The following is a 21873-nucleotide window of genomic DNA, read 5'->3' as shown; positions in this document are numbered from 1 at the left end:
CAACCTATTAGTAGGCATCGGAGACATAGGGGATACCCAATGATCACGGCCCGCTCTCTTGTCAAACACTACGGCGACTTCCCGGCCCTCGACGGCGTCACGTTCGACCTCGACGACGCGCGGATACTCGGTGTGATCGGGCATAACGGGGCCGGGAAGACGACGCTCCTAAAGATCATGGCCGGCCTCACCGCCCCGACGGCAGGAAGCCTCGTCATCGACGGGATCGATGTCGTCGCAAGACCGCTCGACCTGAAGCAGAACCTGGGCTACCTCCCCGAGGAGTCCCGGCTCTACGAGACGATGACCGTGGATGGCTATCTCGCGTTCTTCGGCGAGATCTACGGCATGTCGAGGGCCGCCATCAGGACCCGGCGTGACGACCTCCTCGCGGGGCTCGCGCTCGAACCGGACGGCAAAAAGATCGGGGAACTCTCGAAGGGCATGAAGCGGAAGGTTGCCATAGCAAGGTCGCTGATGCACGACCCGGGCCTGCTCGTCTATGATGAGCCCACCTCCGGGCTCGATCCCATGACCTCCCGGTCGGTGCTCGACTACGTCAAAGGCCTTCGGGAAGGGGGTAAGACGGTGATCTTCTCGGCGCACAACCTCTTCCAGGTGGAGGAGGCCTGCGACCTCGTGTTGATCCTGCGCCGGGGGAGGGTGGTGGCGAAAGGGACCATGCCCGAACTCCGGGAGATCTTCGGTTCCATCACCTATCAGATCTCCTTCCGGATCCCGGATCCGGCGGCCTTCACCACATCCGTCGAGTACTCCGTCCGAGACGGCCGCTACCTCGCCGAGGCATGCTCCGTCGAGGAGTTGAACCGGACGACCGCGACACTTGCGGCCGACGGCGCCGGGATCGATCGGATCGAGTCGCACTACCCGACGCTTGAGGAGATGCTCTTGAAGATCGGGCGATGACGCGGGATCCGTTCGGCCGCGCTGCCACTATACAGATTTTTCCAGCGCTTCATCGGTAACCGGGCCCGGGTATATCCCGGTATAGATCTCGAATCTTCCCGCACCCGGCTGGATGAATGTCCGGCGCGACCACCGTACCAGCGGCCGTTCCCTGTCCTTCACCAACCCCGGCCCGGTGAACAGCCGTCCCGCATCCACGTGATCTCCGCCGAAGAGTTCATGAACCCGCCGGCTGGTCAGATCGTGCCCCTTATGCCCGGTCAACGCCCTGCACCGTTCGTTGCACCACACGATCCGGCCGTCATCATCCGCAACCACGACCAGGGCATCAATCGTCTCGAGAACGGCAGTATTGAATATCCGTTCCCGTTTCAGCAACTCCTCCGTGTGGCGCAGGGCCGTTATGTCGTAGACGAACCCGATCGCACCGGTGATCTTCCCTGCACAAGCGTAGATTGGAACGGCTTTCTCCCTGAACACCCGCGAGTATCCGTCGGGCAGGGAGATGGTCCTCTCTGCGATGAGACAATCTCCTTCCTCCCGTATGTAGCAGGCATACCCGTCTCCCGGTGAGGTGTCGGAGCCGATCACCCGGTCGATGAGCATGGGCACCCGTCCCCGGTAGAACGGGAGTGAGTACTCGTAGTTCCCCTTCCCAAGCATATCGGCCGCACTGATGCCGGTCATCGTCTCCATGGCCCGGTTCCAGGCCATGACCCTCCCGTCGCGATCGATAGCAAACACTGCTTCCGGGAGATTCCGCATAGCCTCTTCCAGCAGGTATCCGGGCGATCTAACTGCAGTTCCGGTTTTTTCCTGCTCGTCGGGCTCCTGCACCCTGACCAGGTACCCCGGGGGAGGGTGCTTTGGGAGGTCGCATAGCGGGGTGATGGTCGTTTCGAGGGGCATGATGCCGGGATTACCCTCCCCGTGGGCGATGGAACGCGAACACCTGACCCGGCGACCCTGCTGCAGCACGCTGATCTCTTCACGGGTGAGGCCGGGATACTGGAATAACTTGATCCCTGAAGTCGGGAGAGGGCCGGAGAGTTCCTGGAAAGTTTTATTGGCATGGACCAGGGCGCCCTCCCGGTCGTAGAGCGCTAATCCGGTCGGAAATTCGTCAAAAGCCTTCCTGAACAGGTCTTCGCTCCGCCACTGGACATCATCTGTCGCCCCGGCCCCGGAGATGAGCTGGAAGGCTGCACAACAATACTCCCTGCCGTTCAATTTGAGGTATTTTGCAGTTATCCCGGCCGGAAGAAGCGTTCCGTCGAGCCTCCGCAGCATCGATCCGGTACGGTAGCGGCCTTCGCGTCGGAGTGTCGCCCACATCTGCTCAAGCGACTCCCGGTCACACCGGGCGTCGATCTCCGGGAGATACAGCAATCGCAGATCGTCCCGAGTATACCCGAGATCCTCGCATAGTGCACGGTTTGCATGGAGTATGCGGCCGGAGAGATCGATCCAGCAGATGCCGTCGGTAGCCATCTCCACGGCAAACCGGGCAAACCACGACGCGCTCTCGATCTGTTCACGGTGTGCGATATCCTCGTAATACCAAAATTCTCTCTCCCGGGGATCGACAATCCAGGCCGGAGCCCGTCTCCCGGGTTCCTCCCTGTATTGCAGGAGTTCGCCCCGGGTTGTCATGTATTCGCTGATCTCGTGACCCACCAGTTGGTATTCCAGGAGCTTTCCGGACGAAGCATACAGCGCCCGCAACGTCCAGCATTGCCACAGCGACACTCCATGCCGGGCGCTGATGCGGCACCTGATCGTCATTGCCGGGTGCTCGATAGTGAGAGAGCGGAGTTGCTGGTTCCACTGCTCTCTCTCGTCCCCGGTGACCGGTGGCTGGAACCGCCGCCCCACAAGATCTTCTTTCGCCTGACCCGCCATCCTGCAGTAGCCGGGGTTTGCCCACCAGATATACCCCTCCGGGGAGAGCCTGACGATATATTCACTCTGGTCCTCGAAGAGCGCCTGAGACCGCAGCACATCAAGTTCGCCCCCTTCACCGCTGCGATCGCTCTCCGTGACGTCGTCCAGGACCAGGGACATCGCCGGGCGTCCGGACTCAAGCACCGTAGGTATGAACGAGACGGAAAACACCCTCTCGCCCTGGTGTTTGCCGGTCTGCCAGAGCACTGTCTGTTCCTCACCCCGCAGCGCGGAGCGCAGCCGCGCCTCGAGATCGGCGATCCCCCGCAGGCCGGGGAAGAGATCACCGATACGGCGTCCGGTGCCGCGCTCCCCGGCAGGCATGCCCAGGCTGGCCGGCATCGACGCGGACACTTCGATTACATCGAGAAGGTGATCGAGAATAATGTAATGGCGGCAGAACCTGCGCACAGCCGAGACCGGAATACGATCTGCCGGGAAGTACACCTTTGCCGCACCTACCTGCCGCATGCCGACCAGGCCCTGGCTCTGCGCGACCTCCAGGTACTTCACGAGGGTATTCCGGTTTATCCTGGATAGGGACGATATTGATGTGATGCTCAACCCTTCGGGGTGTAACCTGAGGAGTTCCCGTATCTTCTCCGTAACTTCCACCAAATCCATATCCATAATCGTACCGGCACCCGGTTTCAATGCAACATACTGCAGGTCCAGATAAATACTTCCTATATTGCATGGCGCCTTTGCATGGCAAATCGGAGATTTGAAACCATCTCCAGGAGATTACCAGGTTACGAAGGCTTGCAGACAGCTTCCTTCCCGGATCCGAAGATGCGGCACGACGACGACACGCACGGTGGGGAGGAGGAGCCGTTCGTTTGCCCGGTCCGGAAAGAAGGATGTGAAGCAAATTGTGCCAGGAACCCTCTCCACTGGAAGAGAAGATGACATGGTATCGGGCAATACTGTATACTCTGCCTGATGCGGTACTGCTGGTCGAGAACGGCAGGTGCATCGAAGGAAATGCCGCCGCAGGCAGACTCTTCGGTGTTGCCGGGCGGGAGGAGGTCATTGGACGGGATGTCTCCTGGTTCTCGCCCCCACGGCAGCCGGACGGAAGGGCATCCGAAGAAGCGATCCATGCCTGTATCCTGGATGCGATACGCGGCAGACCCGGGAGGTTTGCATGGCAGTGCCGGCGGGCGGACGGCACGACCTTCGATGCTGAGATCGCCCTCGCGGCCGCCCGTATCGACGATGCCGTTGTGATCCCGGTCTCGATCCGGGATTCCAGCAGAGAAAACCTTCTGCTTGCCGGGGCGCGGGCCGCAGAATGGAGGGCGGAGATGGTGATCCAGGGGAACCCCATGCCCCTCGTCATCTGGGATCTGGCTATGACCCTCCGGGCGGTAAACAAGGCGTTCCTGCAGATGACAGGGTATGAGAGAAAAACCCTGGAATCGATGAGTGTCCATGACTTTGAATCTCTCGACCGGACCGCCCGGAAGATCGCGGACGCGGCTCTGGAGGGGCAGACGGTACTTGAGGAGGTCACGCTCGACCTTCCTGCAGGAACCCGCACCCTGATCCGGTACAGCACTCCTCTTGTGGACGGAGACGGGAACGTCATAGAGATACTGACCGTTTACCGGGATATCACCCCGTAGGGGCAGGGCGTCAGGAGGTTCTGAGCGACACTGTGATAAAACCGGGAATGCGGGGAGGACCGTTGATCCCGGCGCAGGTATTGCTCCCGCCGCCTGCCTCTCCTGTATCGGCGCCGGCTGTTCTACTACTTGTGATGCCCCCGCGCATCGAGGTCAGCAACACATCAGAGTATCTCAAGGGCCGTGTTCGTAAAGATCCTCTCCTTCTTCAGGACTTCCTTGGCCCGTCTCTGTTCCGTGATGTCCCGGATCGACTCGATGGCACCGGCAACCTCCTCCCTGCCGTCGTAGAGCGGGGCGGCCCTCACCCACCATGTCCGTGGCGAATCACCGCTGTGGGGCGATATCACGGTCTCTGCGGTGATGCCGTTCCCCTCGGCATACGTGACGGAACGGTACCGGTTCCGGAGTATCTCATCGGGTTTTAGTACCTTATCCGCGAGCATGGGAGTCCTCTTTCCGTAAAACGGGAGGGCATACTCATAGTTTCCTTTGCCGAGCATCTCCTCTGCGGGGATCCCGGTTAGATCCTCCATCGTCAGGTTCCAGGTGGTGACGACTCCCTTCCGGTCGATTGCAAACATGGCATCGGGCAGATGCCTGGCGATGCCGGCCAGCCGGTCACAGGACTCCTGGAGTGCTCCTCCCGCCAGAACGCGGCTGGTGATATCGTGTATCTGGATGAGGTAGCCGTCCGGGGATCCACTGTCGGGTGACCTGAGCAGGCTGATGACGCCCCCGATGTGGATGGACCCGGTCTGGGCCGTTGGGAGGAGATCCCGGCTGCGGATCTGGTCGAAGTCGATGCGGCACTCAAGCGGGGTCGCCGCATCTCCGGGTAACTGCACCTCGCAGTTCCCGAGCGCCCTGCAGGCCTGCAGGAGGTTGATCCCCCGTACATCGTCGAGACGGGCGATCCCGAAGAGTTCGAGGCAGGCCCGGTTGACGTGGAGCAGCACCCCCCGGGGATCGCAGACCGCGATCCCGGTGGGGGAATCCTCAAATATCCTCCTGAACCGTTCCGCATGACAGAAAACTGGGGTTCAAGGGGTGCAAGCAAGCCCCCGGCTTGAGCCATGGGGAGAATTGCGCCCTTTGGTCCGTTCACGAATCCCCCCGCACGGCATATCGTATAGACTGATGAGGCCCAATCCCTCTATTGGTCCCGTCAATGAGACACGTCACCCGTTACCGTGCATACCCCTCTCACACCGTTGAGCACCAGCTGTTCACCGGGTTTGCGAGATGCACCTTTGTACGGAACCACTGTCTCGACAACAACGTCTTTCGGGACTCTCTTTTACCGGAACTCAAGAAACAGCACCCGGAACTGAAAGAGGTGCAGAGCCACGTCCTCCAGAAAGTGATCCACCGGATCGTCTCCAGCCTCCGAGCCCTGAGAGCGATGAAAGCGAAGGGGAGAAAGGTCGGCAAGCTCCGGAAGAAGTGGGTGCACTCGATGGAATTTGATTCGACCGGGTTCAAGCTCACGGGCAACCGCCTCCGGTTGAGCAAGATCGGAGAGATGCGGATCGAACTCAGCCGCCCGGTACCCGGGCGGATCAAGCAGATCGTGATCAAGCACACGCCTGCTCACAAGTGGTTTGTGGCGATCATCTCCGAGACTCCGGACACGCCCGAGCCGACGACCGGTACCCGGGCGGTCGGGATCGACCTCAACCTGGAGAACTTCTCCACCGATACCGACGGAGTGGTCTTCGAGCACCCGCATAACGTCAGGAAGTCGGCGAAGCGACTCCGGCGTGCTCAGAGAAAGTTATCCCGGGCAGTGAAGGGCAGCAGGAACCGCCGCAAGCAACGGGTCGCGGTTGCCCGGATCCACGAGCAGGTGGAGAACCGGAGGAACGACTTCCTGCACAAGTGGAGCCGATACTATGTTGATCGATACGATCACATCGCCCTGGAACACCTGGACATCAGGCCGATGGTTGAGTCGCTGGATGCGAAACTCCGCGGCAGATCTAAATCTATTCTCGATGCCGCGTGGTACAAGGCCCGGGAGTTCATACGCTACAAAGCTGCGAATGCTGGTACGTATGTCCACCTCATAGATCCGGCCTATACGACCCAGGACTGTTTCCTCTGCGGGCACCGCGAAAAGAAGGATCTCGCGCAGCGAACCCATTCCTGCCCGGTCTGCGGATACACTGTCCCGCGAGATCTGAACGCCGCGCAGAATATTCTGAAACGAGCAGCCGTAGGGTGGGGCACACCCGAATCTACGCTTGTGGAGATCAGAACCACTACACCGCCAATTCTGGTGGTGCAAGTTCCGGTCAACGAAGCAAGAATCTCCCGGCTAAAGCCCGGGGAGAGTGTCAATCCGCAACGTCTCCTCCGCCCGTTTCGATGCCGTGATGTCGCGGGCGACGCCCATCACGTAGCGGCACGTCCCGTCGTCCGCGCGGACCGGGATGAGCCGCATATCATACCAGACCTCACCATCCGGCAACGGCAGCCGGCTTACGTTGTTTTTGATCGTGCCGGTAGCCGCCACCGACGCGACGTTCCGGCGGTAGTCTGCACCCTGGCCGCCCGGGAAGAGATCGGGGAGACTCTTCCCGAGGATATCTTCCCGGGGGCGGTGCAGCATCCGCGCCCCGGACGAGTTAACGTAGAGCAGGCGCCCATCCGGGTCGAGCAGGAAGACGACGTCCGGCAGCGACTCGGTCAATATCCGGTACCGCTTTTCGCTCTCCGCCCGTGCCGCCTCGACCTCTCTTTGCCCGGTAATATCGCAGAAGATGGTGATAACCTGGAACGGGTTCTCTTCGCCGGGCCGGAAACGGGGAACGGTAAGGAGATCAAGCCAGCGGTACCCGCCTTCCCGGGGGTTGAAGATGCCAAGGGTCTTTCTCTCCGGTATGCCGGTTGCCAGGGTTGCCATATGCGGGAGCAGGTATCCTGGGTACCCGGTGCCGTCCTCACCGATAAACCGCCACCGGAGTTCACTCTCGGTTCTACCCTGCATATCCGAGAGTGAATACCCGAGTATGCGTTCGGCGGCAGGATTGGCATCGATGATCCTGCCGTCATCCCCCAGGTAGATGACGCCTTCGGCCAGTGTCTCAAAGAGGTTCCGGTACCGCGATTCGGCCTCTTTAATAACAGCTTCCACCTTCTTCTGCCCGGTCACGTTGCAGAGTTGCAGCACGAATCCGGAAGGTACACCCCCCTCTCCGGAGAGTACCGGCGATGCCACACTCTCCAGGCAGATCATCTCCGGATCGTCCGACATATCGCAACAACTGGAGTGGTGGTAATTTTTCCGGGAATACGGAATAGTAAACCGGGCCGTCTTTCCGCCCAGGAGGCAGGCCGGCACCTCCGCGGGGATCTGCAGACCTGCAAAGACGTTCTTCCCCTCGATCCCGTCCAGGTCCAGGACGCCTAAAATCTCGAGAAGCGCACGGTTGACGCGAACCACGGCACCGTCCATGCCGCAGATCGCCATCCCGGCGGGCGACTCCTCGAAGATCGCCCTGAACCGCTCCTCGCTCTCCCTGAGTGCGGCCGCCCGGCTGTTTGCCTCCTGCTCAAGGGCCTGCTGTTGCCGGCGCAGGGATTCCTCGAGCACCCTGAATCCGTGGATATCAGAGCAGATGTACTGGTACTCGAGGATCTCGCCTTCAGGGCCGCAGAGCGCCCGACCCCTCCAGCGGTAGCAGCGGGTGCTCCCGTCCGGCATGACCATCCTGCAGTCGGTCGTCGCCGACGGGTTATCTGGCGTGAGGCCCCGGACAAACTTCTGCCACGCCGCTCTCTCTCCCTCGACAAGCGACGGGCGGAATTGCCTCCCGACGAGGTCGTCCCCGCTCTTCCCCGCCACCCGAGAGTAGACCTCGTCGGCCCACCTGGTACGCCCGTCCGGCGAGACGCGGACGATTCCTTCGGCCCGGTCTTCCCGGAGTGCTTCCTGCCGCAACGCCTCAAGCAGGCGCTCTTCTCCCGGACCACTCCCCTCCGGGACCTTATCCATAACGAGCGAGACCGCAGGCCTGCCGGTCTCAAGCACGGTGGGGATCAGGGAGAACCGGAAGGAGGCGGCACCCCTGCGAGAGCCCGGGCGCCACCGGAAGGTCCCCTCTTCTCCCCAGAGAGCCCTCCTGAGCAGGGAGGCAACATCATCTGAAGACGTACCGGAAAACAGAACCGAAACCGGACGGGAGGTGAGAGCCTCAGGCGTCGTCCTGAGGATGCCCGCGAGCGTGTCGGATACCTCCAGGACCTCCAGGTTGTGGTCGACGACGATGAGGTTCGGGGAGCAGAACCGGCGGACGGCTGCGACCGGCAGGCGCCGGGTCGGGCAGTAGATCTTTGCCGCGCCGACCAGCCGCATATCGACCGATCCCTGCCGTTGCAGTATCGCGAGGTATTTCGAGACCGAGTTCCGGTTCATCGGGAAGAGAGTTGCGATATCGCTTATACTCAGTCCGCCCGGGTGCTCCTGTAAAATCCCGAGTATCTCTGCAAGATTCTTCTCTGTCTGTCTATCGACCATGGCGGATGACCGTGATGTAAGGTCATGCCGGAAATGGTATATATAATTTACGGAAATGCATGGCAAACATGCATGGCATAAGAGTTATTTTAAGTGGTAAAATGAGGATAGCCTTACATTAGCGACGAAAATTGGGAGATCTGATCCGCTGCGTGGAGAGGGCTGGCACGATAGCCGACACCTGGACCGGTGGCCGGGCTCGCTCTGCCCCTCGCCCGGCCCGGCGGAGTCTGCAGAGAATATGTGAAGTCGTACAGGAGGCAAACCATGATATCAAGTGAACAAGGATCAGACAACTTCATCTCAACCGCGGCAGAAGAGAGCCGGCGGCAGGCGGAGACCATCCTGCAGGAGAACCCGATGTCTATCATCATCTGGGACCGTGACCTGCACGTGAAGACAGTGAACAAGGCGTTCCTGCAGATGACCGGCTACGACCGAAAGAAGGCCGAGTCCATGACGATCAAGGACTTCAGTTATATCGGCAACCAGTCCGGCCAGGAAGTGGCGGAGGCTTTCAGGACAAAGCAGACAACATCCGGCGAGATAACGGTTGCGCTCCCGACCGGCGCCTTCTCGTTCGTCCGCTACAACGTCCCGCTCCCCGACGGGACGGGCAACATCGATAGCGTGATGACCGTCTACAAGGACATCACCGACCAGAAGCAGCAGATAGAGCGGATGGAGGTGCTCCAGCAGCAGGCCGATGCGATCATCCAGGAAAACCCGATGCCCATCCTCCTCTGGGACGCCGACCTGACCATCAAGGTCGTCAACAAGGCGTTTAAAAAGGTGAGTGGTTTTTCCGAGGAGCGGTCCGCGCACCTCTCCGTGCGGGACTTCAAGTACATCAGCCAGTCGGGGCAGGGTGCCGCTGATACGCTGAAGAGCGGGAAGCCGAGCAAAGGCGAGGTCACCGTCGAGTTCCCTGCAGGCGTCTGCATCCTCGATCGCTACAACATCCCGCTCTTTGACAAGAAGGGTGACATCACGAGCGTGCTCACGGTCTACAACGATATCACGGAAGGGCGGACGCTTGAACAAAAGCTCCAGAAGAGCATCGGAGAGCTCGCGGAGAGTCTCGGCGCCGTCGCTGCCGGCGACCTGACGCGGCCGTCGCCCACCTATCCGGGCGACCCGCTTGACGCAGTCAAGAAGGACCTGAACGGGGCGCTCAAAGCGCAGAGGGAGTTCTTCAGGCAGACCCTCGAGCAGGCCGATGCCCTCGAGCACATTGTCATGGATGCCGGGAAGGGTGCCGACGAGATCGCCCGGGCATCCCAGCAGGTGGCAAACACCGCCCAGAAGACCTCCGACGGCGCAAAAGAGCAGATCCGGCAGCTTGACCGGGTGACGAAAGAGATCGGCGACCTCTCCGCGGCCGTGGAAGAGATTGCAAGCACCGCTCAGGAGGTCCGTGACCTCTCCACGAATGTGGCAAAGGCCGGGGAAGCGGCCGTCGGGCTCGGGAACGAGGCTGGCGCGAAGATGCAGGCGGTGCAGCGGATCTCCGAGCAGGCCGTCGGGGAGATCACAAACCTGAACGAGAAGATGCAGGATATCGGCCATATCGTGAAACTGATCACCGATATAGCGAACCAGACGAACCTCCTCGCGCTCAACGCCGCGATCGAGGCCGCCCGGGCCGGGGAGCACGGTCGCGGGTTTGCGGTCGTCGCAGGCGAGGTCCGGAACCTTGCCGGGGAGTCGAAGAGCGCGACCCGGAAGATTGAGGAGGTTATCGGGGGGGTAACCACAAGCAGCGGGAAGACCGCCGAGGCGATGCGGGGGGCCCACACGGAGATCCTCAGCGGGATCGAGAGCGTGAACAAGACCATCGGGGCCCTCAATAAGATGGTCGCCGACGTCAACGTGTCCGTCGGCGGCATCGCCGACATCTCCCGGGCGACCGAGAACCAGGCCGATGCAGCAAACGCGGTCACAACGAGCATCGAGGAGGTCTTCTCCTTGATCCAGGAGACCGAGAAAGGCACGGAGAACCTCGCCGCGCTCGCTGAAGAGTCGTCCGCCTCGACCGAGGAGGTCGCCAGCGCCTCAAACGAGATCCAGCAGATGGCGCACCAGCTCCGCGAGAGGGTCGCGGCGTTCAAGTTCCAGTGAGGCCGTGAGCATGATCGACGTCGTTGAGTTCGGGCTGGGACAGGAACTGTATGCGATGGATATCCAGCTTGCCCGGGAGATCGTGGAGATGATGCCCATAACTCACATCCCCCGGGCGCAGGACTACATCGCCGGGATCATGAACCTCCGCGGAGAGATCACCACAGTTATCGACCTGAAACGGCTGATCCAGATCCCGGGGGCATCGGGCGACAACCAGAAGATCATCGTCCTCGTGGCCGAGGCGACCGGAGGGTCGAATCTCGGCATCATTGTGGATGACGTGCACAGCGTCATCCGGGTGGCCGAGGACGATATCGAGCTGATGGACGAAGGGATCGCCTCCGGGGTCCATGCCTTCGTCAAGGGGATCATCAAACTTGCAAGAGACGAAGACGACCGGAAGCAGGCCGACGGGAGGGGCCGGCAGGGGGCCGGGCTCATCCTCTGGGTCGACATCAAAAAGATACTCGACGACCTCGTCCGGAACAGCCGGGCATAGGCGCCCGGTCGATCGCGCCTGCAAAACGCGGCGTACTCGCAATCCTCTCTTTTTTTGACCCCACCGTCCCGCCTGTGGTGGGCGGGTGCGGAACAGGGAACCCCTGGCGATCCCCGTCTCCCGCACAGCGCTCTCCCGGATTTTTCCCTTGGAGCTGAATATATATAGCAGCGGCATATAAGTGCCTGCAGAACCCCCAAAAAATTGCAACATCCGGTCTCTCGTGTGAAACCATGGCGCGGACGGAGGCCGATGGGGGTTGACCGGACGGCCGGGCGCCCCATCCATAATGGGAGAATCCTCTCAAGGAGGGTGATCACTGAAATCAGGCAGACCGTCACCGAAACGATCTCCAGAGAACCCAGATGCAAACAATACACAAAATTGAGTGTTCGACGGGCCTGAAGGGATTTGAACCCTTGGCCTACGGATTAAGAGTCCGTCGCTCTGCCGACTAAGCTACAGGCCCATGTGTCTGACCTAATAGTATAGCACGGGAATGGGTATAAATCTTGTGGGACCTTCCCGGAGATCACCAAAATGGAATCCCTTAATACTATGAGAAGTTACACCATTGTACGCATGCCTGAGGCGGTCCAGAACGTTTCGAAGGAACGTATCAAATACATCATTTTTGGCTGCGGGAGCACCGGCTACAATGTCGCGGAGGAGCTCGAGCAGGAGAACGAAGATCTCATCATCGTCGATAAGGACGAGAAGCGGGTGGAGGATCTTCGGGACCAGAAATACGAAGCGCTCGTCCGCGACCTCCGGGACCCGAACCTCATGGAGGGGCTGCCCGTGCCGGAGGTCGCGTTCATCCTCGCAAACGACCGTGACGCCAACCTGACCGCGCTCAAGACCATCAAGAACCGGTATCCGGCGACTTACGTCATCGCACGCGCTACCGACCCGGTCAGTGTCGACCTCCTCCAGCAGGAGGGCGCCGATATCGTCCTCTACCCACAGGAGGTGGTTGCGAGGACCGCCATCCACCACATCCGGAAGCTCCACTCGTCAAGGCTCGCGCTCCGGCTCTACGACATGCTTGCTGCCTGGGAGGGGACGCTCTGCATCGTCACCCACTTAAACCCCGACCCTGATTCGATATCGAGCGCCATGGCGCTCTCGATGGTCGCCCGGCACGCAAGCCACAACAAACTTACGTGCCGCATCCTCTACGAAGGGGACATCGGGCACCAGGAGAACCGGGCGTTCATCAACCTCCTCGAGATCAAGATGGAGCGGCTCACACCCCAGATCCTCGAGGAGTGCAACTATATCGCCCTGGTCGATTCATCTGGACCCGGCACGAACAACGAGCTCCCCAAGACCACCCGGGTCAACATCATCATCGACCATCACAAGAACGGCGAGCACCCTTCCACCGTTGCGGACTTCATCGATATCAGGCCGGGGGTCGGCGCCACGGCGAGCATCATGACCCAGTACCTGATGGAACTCGATATCCCGGTGAGCAAATCGGTTGCCACCGCGCTTCTCTACGGGATCCGGGCCGACACAAGGGACTTCAAGAGGAACGTCACTCCCCAGGACCTCAACTACGCGGCGTTCCTCCTCCCGCTGACCGACTCGGACCTCCTCGACAAGATCACATCCCCATCCATATCGCAGGAGACCGTGGAGATCATTGGAAATGCCATACGGAACCGGCGGGTCAAGAGCGGCTACCTCTTCTCGAACGTCGGTTTCATCAGGAACCGCGACGCGCTCCCGCAGGCGGCCGATATCCTGATCCACCTCGAAGGCGTGAACACGGCGCTGGTCTACGGTATCAGCGACCAAAACATCGTTATATCGGCCCGGAACAAGGACATCAGGCTCCACCTCGGGAACGTAATGGCCGAGGCTTTCGGCCCTATCGGTGAGGCGGGCGGACACGCCACAATGGCCGCCGCCATGATACCGCTCAATTACTTCTCCATGGTGAAGGAGAAGGAGGACCTGCTCGGCCTGATCATCGACCCGATCCTCAAGCGATTCTCCAACATAGTCGGCCTGGACAATAATGAGGGCAGTCAATGAGGTTTGCGGACTGGGAACCTCACTACACCGCAATTCTTGAGTATTTCGGGTTCGAACGCGAGGCGGACGAGGCGGCCGCCCGGCTGCTTGCGGATCTGGCCGACGGCCGGGACGATCTTGGCCTCCTCGAGGCGCTCATCCAGGGCAGGACGGTGACGGTCTGCGGGAACGCTCCCTCTCTCCCGGAGGAGCTCGACCTTGTCGAGGGGACGGTGCTTGCCGCCGATGCCGCTGCGGAAGTGCTCGCAGGCCACGGTATCCGGCCCGATGCGGTCTTCACCGACCTCGACGGGGCGACCGACGTCTTCATCGACCTCTCCAGGCGGGGGACGGTGATGGTCGTGCACGCCCACGGCGATAACATCCCGCTCCTCCGCCACTGGGTCCCCCTCCTCACGGGCCCGCTCGTCGCCACCACCCAGGCGGCGCCCTTGCCCCACGTCCACAACTTCGGCGGGTTCACCGACGGCGACCGGGCTGTCTTTGCCGCCGACGACCTCGGGGCGGCATCGGTCCGGATCATCGGGTTCGATCTTTCCGACCGGAACGTCGACCCCGTCAAGCGGGGAAAACTCTTCTGGGCCGGGGAACTCCTCCGCCTGATCGGGTATGACCTCTAACGCTCTCATCATCGATGGCTACGTCGACGAGCCTGCGTGCCTCGGCGTCGCACCCTACATATCCCCCTACATCAGGGAGGTCGCCGGCGTCCTCTCCGGGCACGGCTACACCCCCGGTTACGTCACCATCGATCAGGTCCGGTCCGACCCGGCCCTGATTGCCGGCCACGGCCGCGGTGACCTCGTGGTGATTGTCGCAGGGCTGACCGTCCCCGGCGCCTACATCGGGGGGAAGCCCGCGACCCTGACGGAGGTCCAGCAGCTCGGGACCCTGCTCCGGGGACCGAAGACCGCGATCGGCGGTCCGATAGCCTTCGGTTACGCACCCGGAGGCGGGAGAAAGGCCGTCCGCCAGGCGATCGCCGGGTTTGACGTCACGCTCTCGGGGTCGCCCGCGGTGGCGCTGGATGCCTGGCTCTCGGGCGGCGAACCTGTCGGCGCGGCCGATTACTCCCTGACCGACCCCTGGTCCGTGGCAGGCGCCGGGATCATCGCCCGGCACCCGGCGTTTCCGTACGTTATGTGCGAGCTCGAGACCGCGATCGGGTGCTCCCGGGCGACGGTCGGGGGGTGCTCCTTCTGCACCGAACCGTTCTACGGGCTGCCGCGCTATCGGAGCATCGAGGGGGTCGCGGAGGAGGTGGCGGCGCTCCGTGCGGCGGGCGCCCGCCACTTCAGGCTCGGCCGGCAGCCGGACCTCCTTGCCTACCAGAGCAGCGGCGGGGAGTTCCCGGTCCCGCGCCCGGATGTGCTCGGAGAACTCTTCTCAGCCGTCCGGGAGAACGCCCCGGACCTGTTGACCCTGCACATCGACAACATCAATCCGGGAACCATCGCCCGGCACGAGGATGCGGCCCGGGCGGCGCTCGCGGAGATCGTGGCCGGCCACACCCCCGGCGACACCGCGGCCTTCGGTATGGAGACCGCCGATCCGGAGGTGGTCGCGGCGAACAACCTCAAAGCCATGCCGGACGATGTCTTCCGGGCGATTGAGGTCGTCAACGACGTCGGGGCGATGCGGACCGGGGGCATCCCGGAACTCCTCCCTGGCCTGAACTTCATCGTCGGCCTCGCGGGGGAGACGCCGGCGACCTTCGACGCGAACTCCGCGTTTCTCCAGCGAGTGCTCGACGCCGGGCTTCTGGTGCGGCGGGTGAACATCCGGCAGGTTATGCCGTTTGAGGGGACGGCGGCCTACGAAGAGAACACGCTCGGGGCACACGATGCCCGGTTCCGCGTGTTTAAGGAGTGGGCACGGACACAGTTCGACGAACCGATGCTCCGCCGGGTCTTTCCGGCCGGGACCGTCCTCCGTGACATCATCATCGAGATCCCGGGTAAACCGTCGTTCGGGCGACAGATGGGGTCATACCCCATCCTGGTCGGGATCCCGCTCGAACTTCGGGTGGGGACGGTGCTCGACGCCGTCGTGGTAGACTGGGGGATGCGGTCGGTGACGGCCCTCCCCTGCCCGGTGGAGGTCAACACCCTGCCGGTAGCGGCGCTTCGGTGGCTTCCGGGCGTCGGCAAAAAGAGGGCCGCAACCATCGCCGCCCGCCGGCCGTTTAGGAGCCTTGAAGAGTTCCGGGAGATCGCCGGGGAGACGGGGATCGAGGGTGTGATGAAGTTTTAGAGCGGCCTTTACAGGAGTGCCTCCGGGCAGATAGCACCGATCGCGGGTTGCATTACGCGTAGAAAGGTGGATGGGTATCTTCGGAAGGTCGCATCCCGGGGCACGCCCGGGCACGGCCGTTCCCGGGTATCGCCTCGCACTGCCCCCGCCCCATCGGGGGCTGGGGAGGAGTCCGAAGGCCGGGAGGGGTGGGGGGACGGAGCGTTGTGCTGCCGGTGGGGAGGAGAGATTCCCGGGACAACGGCCACCCTTATCCTGCCCTGCTCCGGTGATCCCGGGGAGATCCGGACCTGCCACTCACCCCGCTTGGGTGGAGGCGAGCACAAGAGCCGGGACAGGGGTCCAGCAGAGTTCGATGATCTGGAATCGTTGCGGTGGTGCTCCAGGCCGCGATCCCATGCACCCCGGTTGCTTCACGCAAAGTCCGGCAACGGGTGTTGGTGACTCCCCTCCGGATGCTCAAACACCAATTCTGCGGACAATCGCTCTCTACTCCTCCTCCCGCAGTTCCATCACCCGGAGCACGTCCGTCCGGGTGACGATCCCGACCAGGGCGCCGTCGGCGACCACGGGGATCCTCCCGATATCTTTGCCCGTTATGACCCGGAGCGCATCGAGAAGCGGCGCCGACGGCGGGAGAGTAGCCGGGTTCCGGGTCATGACGTCCCGCACCTGCATCGCCTCCCGGTCGAGCGGCGAGATCTTATGGACGTCGGCGAGGGCGACGATCCCCACAAGCGCTCCCCGCTCAACCACGGGAAAGCCGAGATGTTTCGTCTCATACATCATCTCCACCAGCCGGGAGAGCGGCGTCGTCGGTTCTACGGTGACGACGGGGCTGCTCATCGCGTCCGCCACCGTGACGTCCTGCAGCAGGATGTTGTAGCGGAGGAACGTGGCCTCCTGGTTCGCCCCGATGTAGATGAAGAAGGCGATGATGATCAGGATGGGGTTCAAGAGCAGGAGCCCGACGATCCCGAAGAGGACGGCAAACGCTTTCCCGACATCGGCGGCGATCCGGGTCGCGCGGGAGAGCGGCATCCTCCGGGCAAGCCAGGCCCGGAGCACGCGCCCCCCGTCCATGGGGAACGCCGGGAGGAGGTTGAACCCGAAGAGCAGGATATTCAAGAGGCCAAGGTAGCCGAAGGTGAAGGCCAGAACCCCGGCGATGCCCGGGTCTGCGACGATGGCATCAAAGACGTAGACCAGGGCGGCGCTGACGAGGCCGATCGCGAGGCTCGTGAGCGGGCCCGCAAGCGCCATAGGAAGTTCCACCTTCGGGTCCGGCATCGTCTCTTCCATCTGGGAGACGCCCCCGAGGATGAGGAGCGTGATGCTGTGGATCTTGATCCCCTTCGCTTTCGCGATGAGCGAGTGGGCCATCTCGTGGATGAAGACTCCGACAAAGAGGCCGAGCGCGACGACGGTCCCGAGTATGTAGGGGTTGAGCCCGGCCGCAATCAGCGTCACGTCGATCGGAACACCGAAGAGGGCCGCGATCAACTCAGTCGTGAGCAGGATCTGGCTCCCGATGATCCAGGCAAAGAGGGGGATCACCAGGAGGAAACTCCAGTGTAGTTTGACCGGAATCCCGGCAAGGTTTCCGATCTGCAGCGACGCATTCATGGAAAATGAGTATCTTTTTATCACTTATAGTAGTATACCTTCAGGGGATACCGATGAGAACACAGATCACCGAGCTGTTCGGACTCCGCGTCTATACCGACAGGGCTGTCTTTGTCGGAAACGTTGATGATGTCGTGATCGATGTAGACCAAAAAAAGATAGACTCTCTCGCAGTCGGGGAGCTCAACCCTGAGATCGGAGAGGTAAAGGGCTACGCCGGACTGCAGATCCCCTTCCGCATCATAAAGAGCATCGGAGATATCGTCATCGTCCGCCATATCCCCGGGATCTTCAGGTCGCCGGCAAAAGAGGAATAACCGCGAGATCCGACCTTTCCGGGGATCCTCCTCTACCGATAAAATATGGATATCAAAGACCGCGAGATCTTCTCGAACCTCACCATCTTCCCTCCCGTTTTTGTCAGGCTCGATGGCCGGGCCTTTCACCGTCTGGCCCGTGCACTTGATCTAAAAAAGCCGTTCGATCCCGTCTTCAGCGCGAGCATGCGGGCAGTCTGCCGCTATCTCCTCAGCGAAAGCAGTCTTTCCCCCGTGTTCGCCTACACATTCTCCGACGAGATCAGCCTCTACTTCCGGACGCTGCCGTTCTCTGGGCGGGTGGAGAAACTCGACTCCGTGACCGCCGCGATTGCGGCAAGCGCGCTGACGATCGAGCTCGGGTGCGCCGAACCCCTCGCGTTCGATGCCCGGACCATCCCCGCATCTCCCGAGTTCGCGGTCGAGTACCTCACATCACGGCAGAACGAAGCGTGGCGCAACCACATCAACGCCTACTGTCAGAGTGCGCTGGTTGACGAGGGGATGAGCCCCCGTGAGGCCGCCACCGCGCTCCGGGGGTTGCAGTCGGATGCGATGCACGATATGATGTTTAAGCGCGGCGTCAACCTGGCGTCAACACCGGCCTGGCAGCGGCGGGGCACGCTCCTCTACCGGGAAGAGTGCATAAAAGAGGGGTATAACCCCCTGACGGGTGAGACCGTTGAGGCCATGCGGACCTGCATCCGGGAACCGGAGGAGACGCCCCTCTTCTCAACAGTTGAGGGGGCAGCCCTGATCCGGTCACTCACCGGCGCGTGAGATGCCGATCTGCATCTGCACGCCTTCCACATCCCAGTCCTTCTCGAGCGCAAAGGGCTCGCCCGGTCTCTCTCCATCGGTGTGGCAGATGGTGATGGCTGCCGCCCGCACCTCCCCGGCGATCTCTTTCTGCCACTCCTCTTCCCCGATGAGCGAGGCCACCCGCTCGTCGGCGACACCCACGGCCGCGACGATGAAGTCGTTGACGTTCAGGTCCAGCTGGCGGCGCATCTCCTGGATCCGCCGGATCACCTCGCGAGCGTAGCCCTCGGCCTCAAGTGTCGGCGTGAGGGTGACATCCACGTAGACCGTCGCGTCCTTCATGGGGGCAGCAAAGACACCCGCGGGGAGGGCTTCGGCGAAGGTGACGTGACGCGTGGTGATCTCGTAGCCGTCGACCTCGACCTTTCCTTCCCGTTCGATGGCAGCCTTCAGGGCGGTGCCGTCAGCCTGCTCGATGAGCGCTTTGACCTTCGGGCCCTCCCTGCCAAACTCCGGGCCGATGGCCCGCATAACCGGCTCGGCCTGCCAGAGGATCCGGTCCCACGTTCCCGTAACAACCCTGGCCGCCCGGGCGTTTGCCCGGGTCAGGGCAAGGTCGTTTAGGTCTTCAAGAGCCGTCTTCACCTCGTCGCTCCCGGTGACCACCACGGTCTCCTCGACCGGCCAGCGGAGTTTCCGCTTCCCGGCCTGCCGGGCAGTGGCGACCGCGTCGTCGAACGACCGGATGATCTCCATATCGGCCTCCAGGTGCGGGTCGATCAGGAGGTCGTCCGCCTCCGGCCAGTCGAGCATATGGACGCTCTCCGGATCTCCCGCGAGACGGAGGTTCCGGTAGATCTCTTCGGTGATGTGGGGGACAAACGGTGCGAGGAGCGCTATTAAGCGGCGCATGACGTAGTAGGAGGTCTCATAGGCAAACCGTTTCTCTGGCGAATCCTCCTCGAGCCACATCCGGGGCCGGACGAGTTGCACGTACCAACGGGAGAGGTCCTCGAGGATGAAGGCGGCGAGCGCCCGCGTCTCCCGGTGGAGGTGGTACTCCTGCATATCCTCCCCGATCGCCCGGATGAGCGAGTTCGCCCGGGAGACGATCCAGCGGTCCTCCTCCGGCATATCCTGAATATGGGTCCGGACGAACGAGTCGTCCCACCGGTCGCCATCACCGGACGCCGGCCGGAATGAATCGAGGATCATATACGGGAGCGGGAACCGGTAGACGTTCCAGAGGATGTTGAGCGCCCGGTGGATGGTCTTCACGCCGTCCCAGTTGAACTTCAGGTCGTCCCAGGGGGCGTTTGCCCAGAGGACGTAGAACCGGAGGACGTCGACCCCGTACTGGTTCATCACCTCTTCAGGGGTTACCACGTTCCCGATGCTCTTGCTCATCTTGCGCCCTTCGGCGTCGAGAGCGAACCCGTGCATCAGGACGCTCTTGTAAGGGGCGCGGCCGAACGCCACGTTGCTCGCCCCGAGCTGGGAGTAGAACCAGCCCCGGGTCTGGTCCTGCCCTTCGGTGATGAAGTCCGCCGGCCAGTAGCGGTCGAAGGCCTCGCGCTCTCTGGGGAACCCGAGGGTCGCCCAGGATGCGACCGCCGAGTCGAACCAGACATCGAAGATGTCGTCCACCCGGTGCATCTCTCCGCCGCAGGAGCACGGGATGGCGACCGCGTCGACGTAGGGGCGGTGGGGGTCGGCAACCTTCGTCCCCGACCGCTCCTCGAGCTCGGCGATGGTGCCGATGACGGTGTATTCACCGCACCGCTCGCAGTGCCAGATAGGGATGGGGATGCCCCAGTAGCGCTGCCGGGAGATGCACCAGTCACGGGAATCCTTGACGAAATCATGGAACCGGGCGCTCCCTGCCCACTCCGGGTACCACTTCACCTTCGCGATCTCCTCAAGCATCGAGTCCCGGAGCCCGGTGGCTTTCAGGAACCACTGCGCCGTCGCCCGGTAGATGATGGGAGTCTTGCACCGCCAGCAGTGGCCGTAGCGGTGGGTGATCTTCCGCCGGGCGAGGAGGAAGTCCCCGAGTGCGTCGATGACGACATCGTTTGCGTCCCGGACGTACATGTCTGCGAACGCCCCGGCCGCCGGGGTGAAACATCCGCCGGCATCGACCGGGCAGAAGGCCTCAAGCCCCTCCCTGATGCCGACGAGGTAGTCGTCCCACCCGTGTCCGGGGGCGATGTGGACGAGGCCGGTGTTCTCGAGCGCGACGTAGTCGGCCGCCACGATCCGGTGCCGGATCTCAGCCTGGTGCGGCACAAGGTCGGCGAGCGGTGAGGTATACTCGGTCCCGAGGAGATCGCTTCCGTTCAACCGTTCGAGGACCGTGTAGTCCTGGTACCGGCCCATCTTCAGGACGGACTCGACGAGTTCGTCGGCGATCCAGAGGATCTCTTCGCCGTCGTCCTTCTTTGCCTGTACCCGGGCGTAGGTGAACGCGGGGTTGACCGCCACCGCCACGTTCGCGGGAAGGGTCCAGGGCGTCGTCGTCCAGATCACCAGGTACTCGTTCTCGCGCCCGGCGACCGGAAACTTGACGAAGATCGAGGGGTCGGTCTCGTCCCAGTACTCCACCTCAGAGTCGGCGATCGCCGTCTCGCACCGGGGGCACCAGTTCACGACCCGGTGACCGCGTTCGAGGAGCCCGCGCTCATCAGCCCGCTGGAGTGTCCACCACGCGGACTCGATGTAGTCCTCCTTGATGGTCTGGTAGGGGTTGTCAAAGTCGAGCCAGACGCCGAGCCGCCGGAACTGCTCGCTCATGATCTCCATGTGCGTCACCGCAAACGTCCGGCACTGCTCAATGAATGCGGCGATGCCATACTCCTCAATGTCTTTCTTGGAGGTGAACCCGAGCTGGTGCTCAACCTTCACCTCGATGGGGAGGCCGTGCATGTCGTAGCCGGCCCGCTCGATGACGTTCGCGCCCCGCATCCGGTGGTACCGGAGAATAGCGTCTTTTAAGATCTTATTCCAGGCGGTGCCGAGGTGGATGTGGCCTGTTGTATACGGCGGCCCGTCGACAAAAAAGAACGCTTTGCCATCCTTCCTCAGGTTCTGGACGTGTGCATAGATATTTTCTCTCTTCCAGTAATCCTGGACTCCCGCCTCGATGTCACGCGGGTTATAACTGCTGGTGACTTCTTTCACCTCATATCCCTCATATTCACACTCTGGTGTACCATTTGTTCTTGG

Annotated in this window: 13 protein-coding genes, 1 tRNA gene and 2 pseudogenes; 10 read left to right on the top strand and 6 right to left on the bottom strand. The window is 62.1% G+C overall.

Translation table 11 applies throughout. The features are described from left to right. Window positions 1-39 precede the first annotated feature (39 nt). A complete protein-coding gene (locus tag BP846_RS08075; protein ID WP_292394211.1) occupies window positions 40-927 on the top strand; it encodes an ABC transporter ATP-binding protein in 888 nt (295 codons plus the stop codon). 27 nt (window positions 928-954) lie between these two features. Here the strand turns inward: BP846_RS08075 and BP846_RS08070 are convergent, their stop codons facing one another. Further along, entirely contained in the window at window positions 955-3495 is a 2541-nt protein-coding gene (locus tag BP846_RS08070; protein ID WP_292394208.1) for a PAS domain S-box protein, read from the bottom strand. A gap of 281 nt (window positions 3496-3776) precedes the next feature. Between BP846_RS08070 and BP846_RS08065 the strand changes: the two genes are divergently transcribed. Continuing rightward, complete coding sequence (locus BP846_RS08065; RefSeq protein ID WP_292394205.1) at window positions 3777-4499, top strand: PAS domain-containing protein; 723 nt, start codon at window positions 3777-3779, stop codon at window positions 4497-4499. Window positions 4500-4663: 164 nt separating this feature from the next. Here BP846_RS08065 and BP846_RS13070 read toward each other — a convergent pair. After that, a pseudogene (locus tag BP846_RS13070) lies at window positions 4664-5509 on the bottom strand (PAS domain-containing protein); the annotation flags it as partial. A gap of 161 nt (window positions 5510-5670) precedes the next feature. Between BP846_RS13070 and BP846_RS13125 the strand changes: the two are divergent. Further along, window positions 5671-6651: pseudogene (locus BP846_RS13125) on the top strand (RNA-guided endonuclease InsQ/TnpB family protein); the annotation flags it as partial. A gap of 168 nt (window positions 6652-6819) precedes the next feature. On the opposite strand, the gene BP846_RS08040 reads toward BP846_RS13125, so the two are convergent. Next, entirely contained in the window at window positions 6820-9021 is a 2202-nt protein-coding gene (locus tag BP846_RS08040; protein ID WP_292394199.1) for a PAS domain-containing protein, read from the bottom strand. A gap of 267 nt (window positions 9022-9288) precedes the next feature. Between BP846_RS08040 and BP846_RS08035 the strand changes: the two genes are divergently transcribed. Both BP846_RS08035 and BP846_RS08030 read left to right on the top strand, forming a co-directional pair. Continuing rightward, complete coding sequence (locus BP846_RS08035; RefSeq protein WP_292394196.1) at window positions 9289-11142, top strand: methyl-accepting chemotaxis protein; 1854 nt, start codon at window positions 9289-9291, stop codon at window positions 11140-11142. Between the two features lie 10 nt (window positions 11143-11152). Further along, complete coding sequence (locus tag BP846_RS08030) at window positions 11153-11644, top strand: chemotaxis protein CheW (RefSeq protein ID WP_292394194.1); 492 nt, start codon at window positions 11153-11155, stop codon at window positions 11642-11644. 396 nt (window positions 11645-12040) lie between these two features. Here BP846_RS08030 and BP846_RS08025 read toward each other — a convergent pair. Next, a tRNA-Lys gene (locus BP846_RS08025) sits at window positions 12041-12113 on the bottom strand. Between the two features lie 113 nt (window positions 12114-12226). Here BP846_RS08025 and BP846_RS08020 point away from each other — a divergent pair. From BP846_RS08020 to BP846_RS08010, 3 genes are read left to right on the top strand one after another with little or no spacing between them, the layout of a single operon-like run. Next, a complete protein-coding gene (locus BP846_RS08020) occupies window positions 12227-13690 on the top strand; it encodes a DHH family phosphoesterase (RefSeq protein WP_292394192.1) in 1464 nt (487 codons plus the stop codon). Further along, window positions 13687-14310, top strand: coding sequence for a 6-hydroxymethylpterin diphosphokinase MptE-like protein (locus BP846_RS08015; RefSeq protein WP_292394190.1), 624 nt, complete (start codon window positions 13687-13689; stop codon window positions 14308-14310). Before BP846_RS08020 ends, BP846_RS08015 begins: the two co-directional genes overlap by 4 nt. After that, window positions 14300-15943 (top strand): radical SAM protein, encoded by a 1644-nt coding sequence (locus BP846_RS08010; RefSeq protein WP_292394189.1) that lies wholly within the window; start codon window positions 14300-14302, stop codon window positions 15941-15943. The genes BP846_RS08015 and BP846_RS08010 overlap by 11 nt, the downstream gene beginning before the upstream one ends. 489 nt (window positions 15944-16432) lie before the next feature. On the opposite strand, the gene BP846_RS08005 is transcribed toward BP846_RS08010, so the two are convergent. Then, complete coding sequence (locus tag BP846_RS08005; RefSeq protein WP_292394188.1) at window positions 16433-17569, bottom strand: CBS domain-containing protein; 1137 nt, start codon at window positions 17567-17569, stop codon at window positions 16433-16435. Window positions 17570-17622: 53 nt separating this feature from the next. On the opposite strand from BP846_RS08005, the gene BP846_RS08000 reads away from it, so the two are divergent. Then, the gene (locus tag BP846_RS08000; protein ID WP_292394187.1) at window positions 17623-17886 is read left to right on the top strand and encodes a PRC-barrel domain-containing protein; all 264 of its coding nucleotides are present in this window, start codon (window positions 17623-17625) and stop codon (window positions 17884-17886) included. 45 nt (window positions 17887-17931) lie between these two features. Further along, window positions 17932-18666 carry a tRNA(His) guanylyltransferase Thg1 family protein gene (locus tag BP846_RS07995; protein WP_292394186.1) on the top strand — a complete coding sequence of 245 codons (735 nt, stop codon included), beginning with the start codon at window positions 17932-17934 and terminating at the stop codon, window positions 18664-18666. Here the strand turns inward: BP846_RS07995 and ileS are convergent. Further along, window positions 18649-21828 carry an isoleucine--tRNA ligase gene (ileS, locus tag BP846_RS07990; protein ID WP_292394184.1) on the bottom strand — a complete coding sequence of 1060 codons (3180 nt, stop codon included), beginning with the start codon at window positions 21826-21828 and terminating at the stop codon, window positions 18649-18651. The two genes, BP846_RS07995 and ileS, sit on opposite strands and share 18 nt — an antisense overlap. Window positions 21829-21873 lie beyond the last annotated feature (45 nt).

The sequence above is a fragment of the Methanoculleus sp. UBA303 genome, assembly GCA_002501655.1.
Lineage (GTDB): Archaea > Halobacteriota > Methanomicrobia > Methanomicrobiales > Methanoculleaceae > Methanoculleus.
This window is presented reverse-complemented; position numbering and strand designations above follow the sequence as displayed.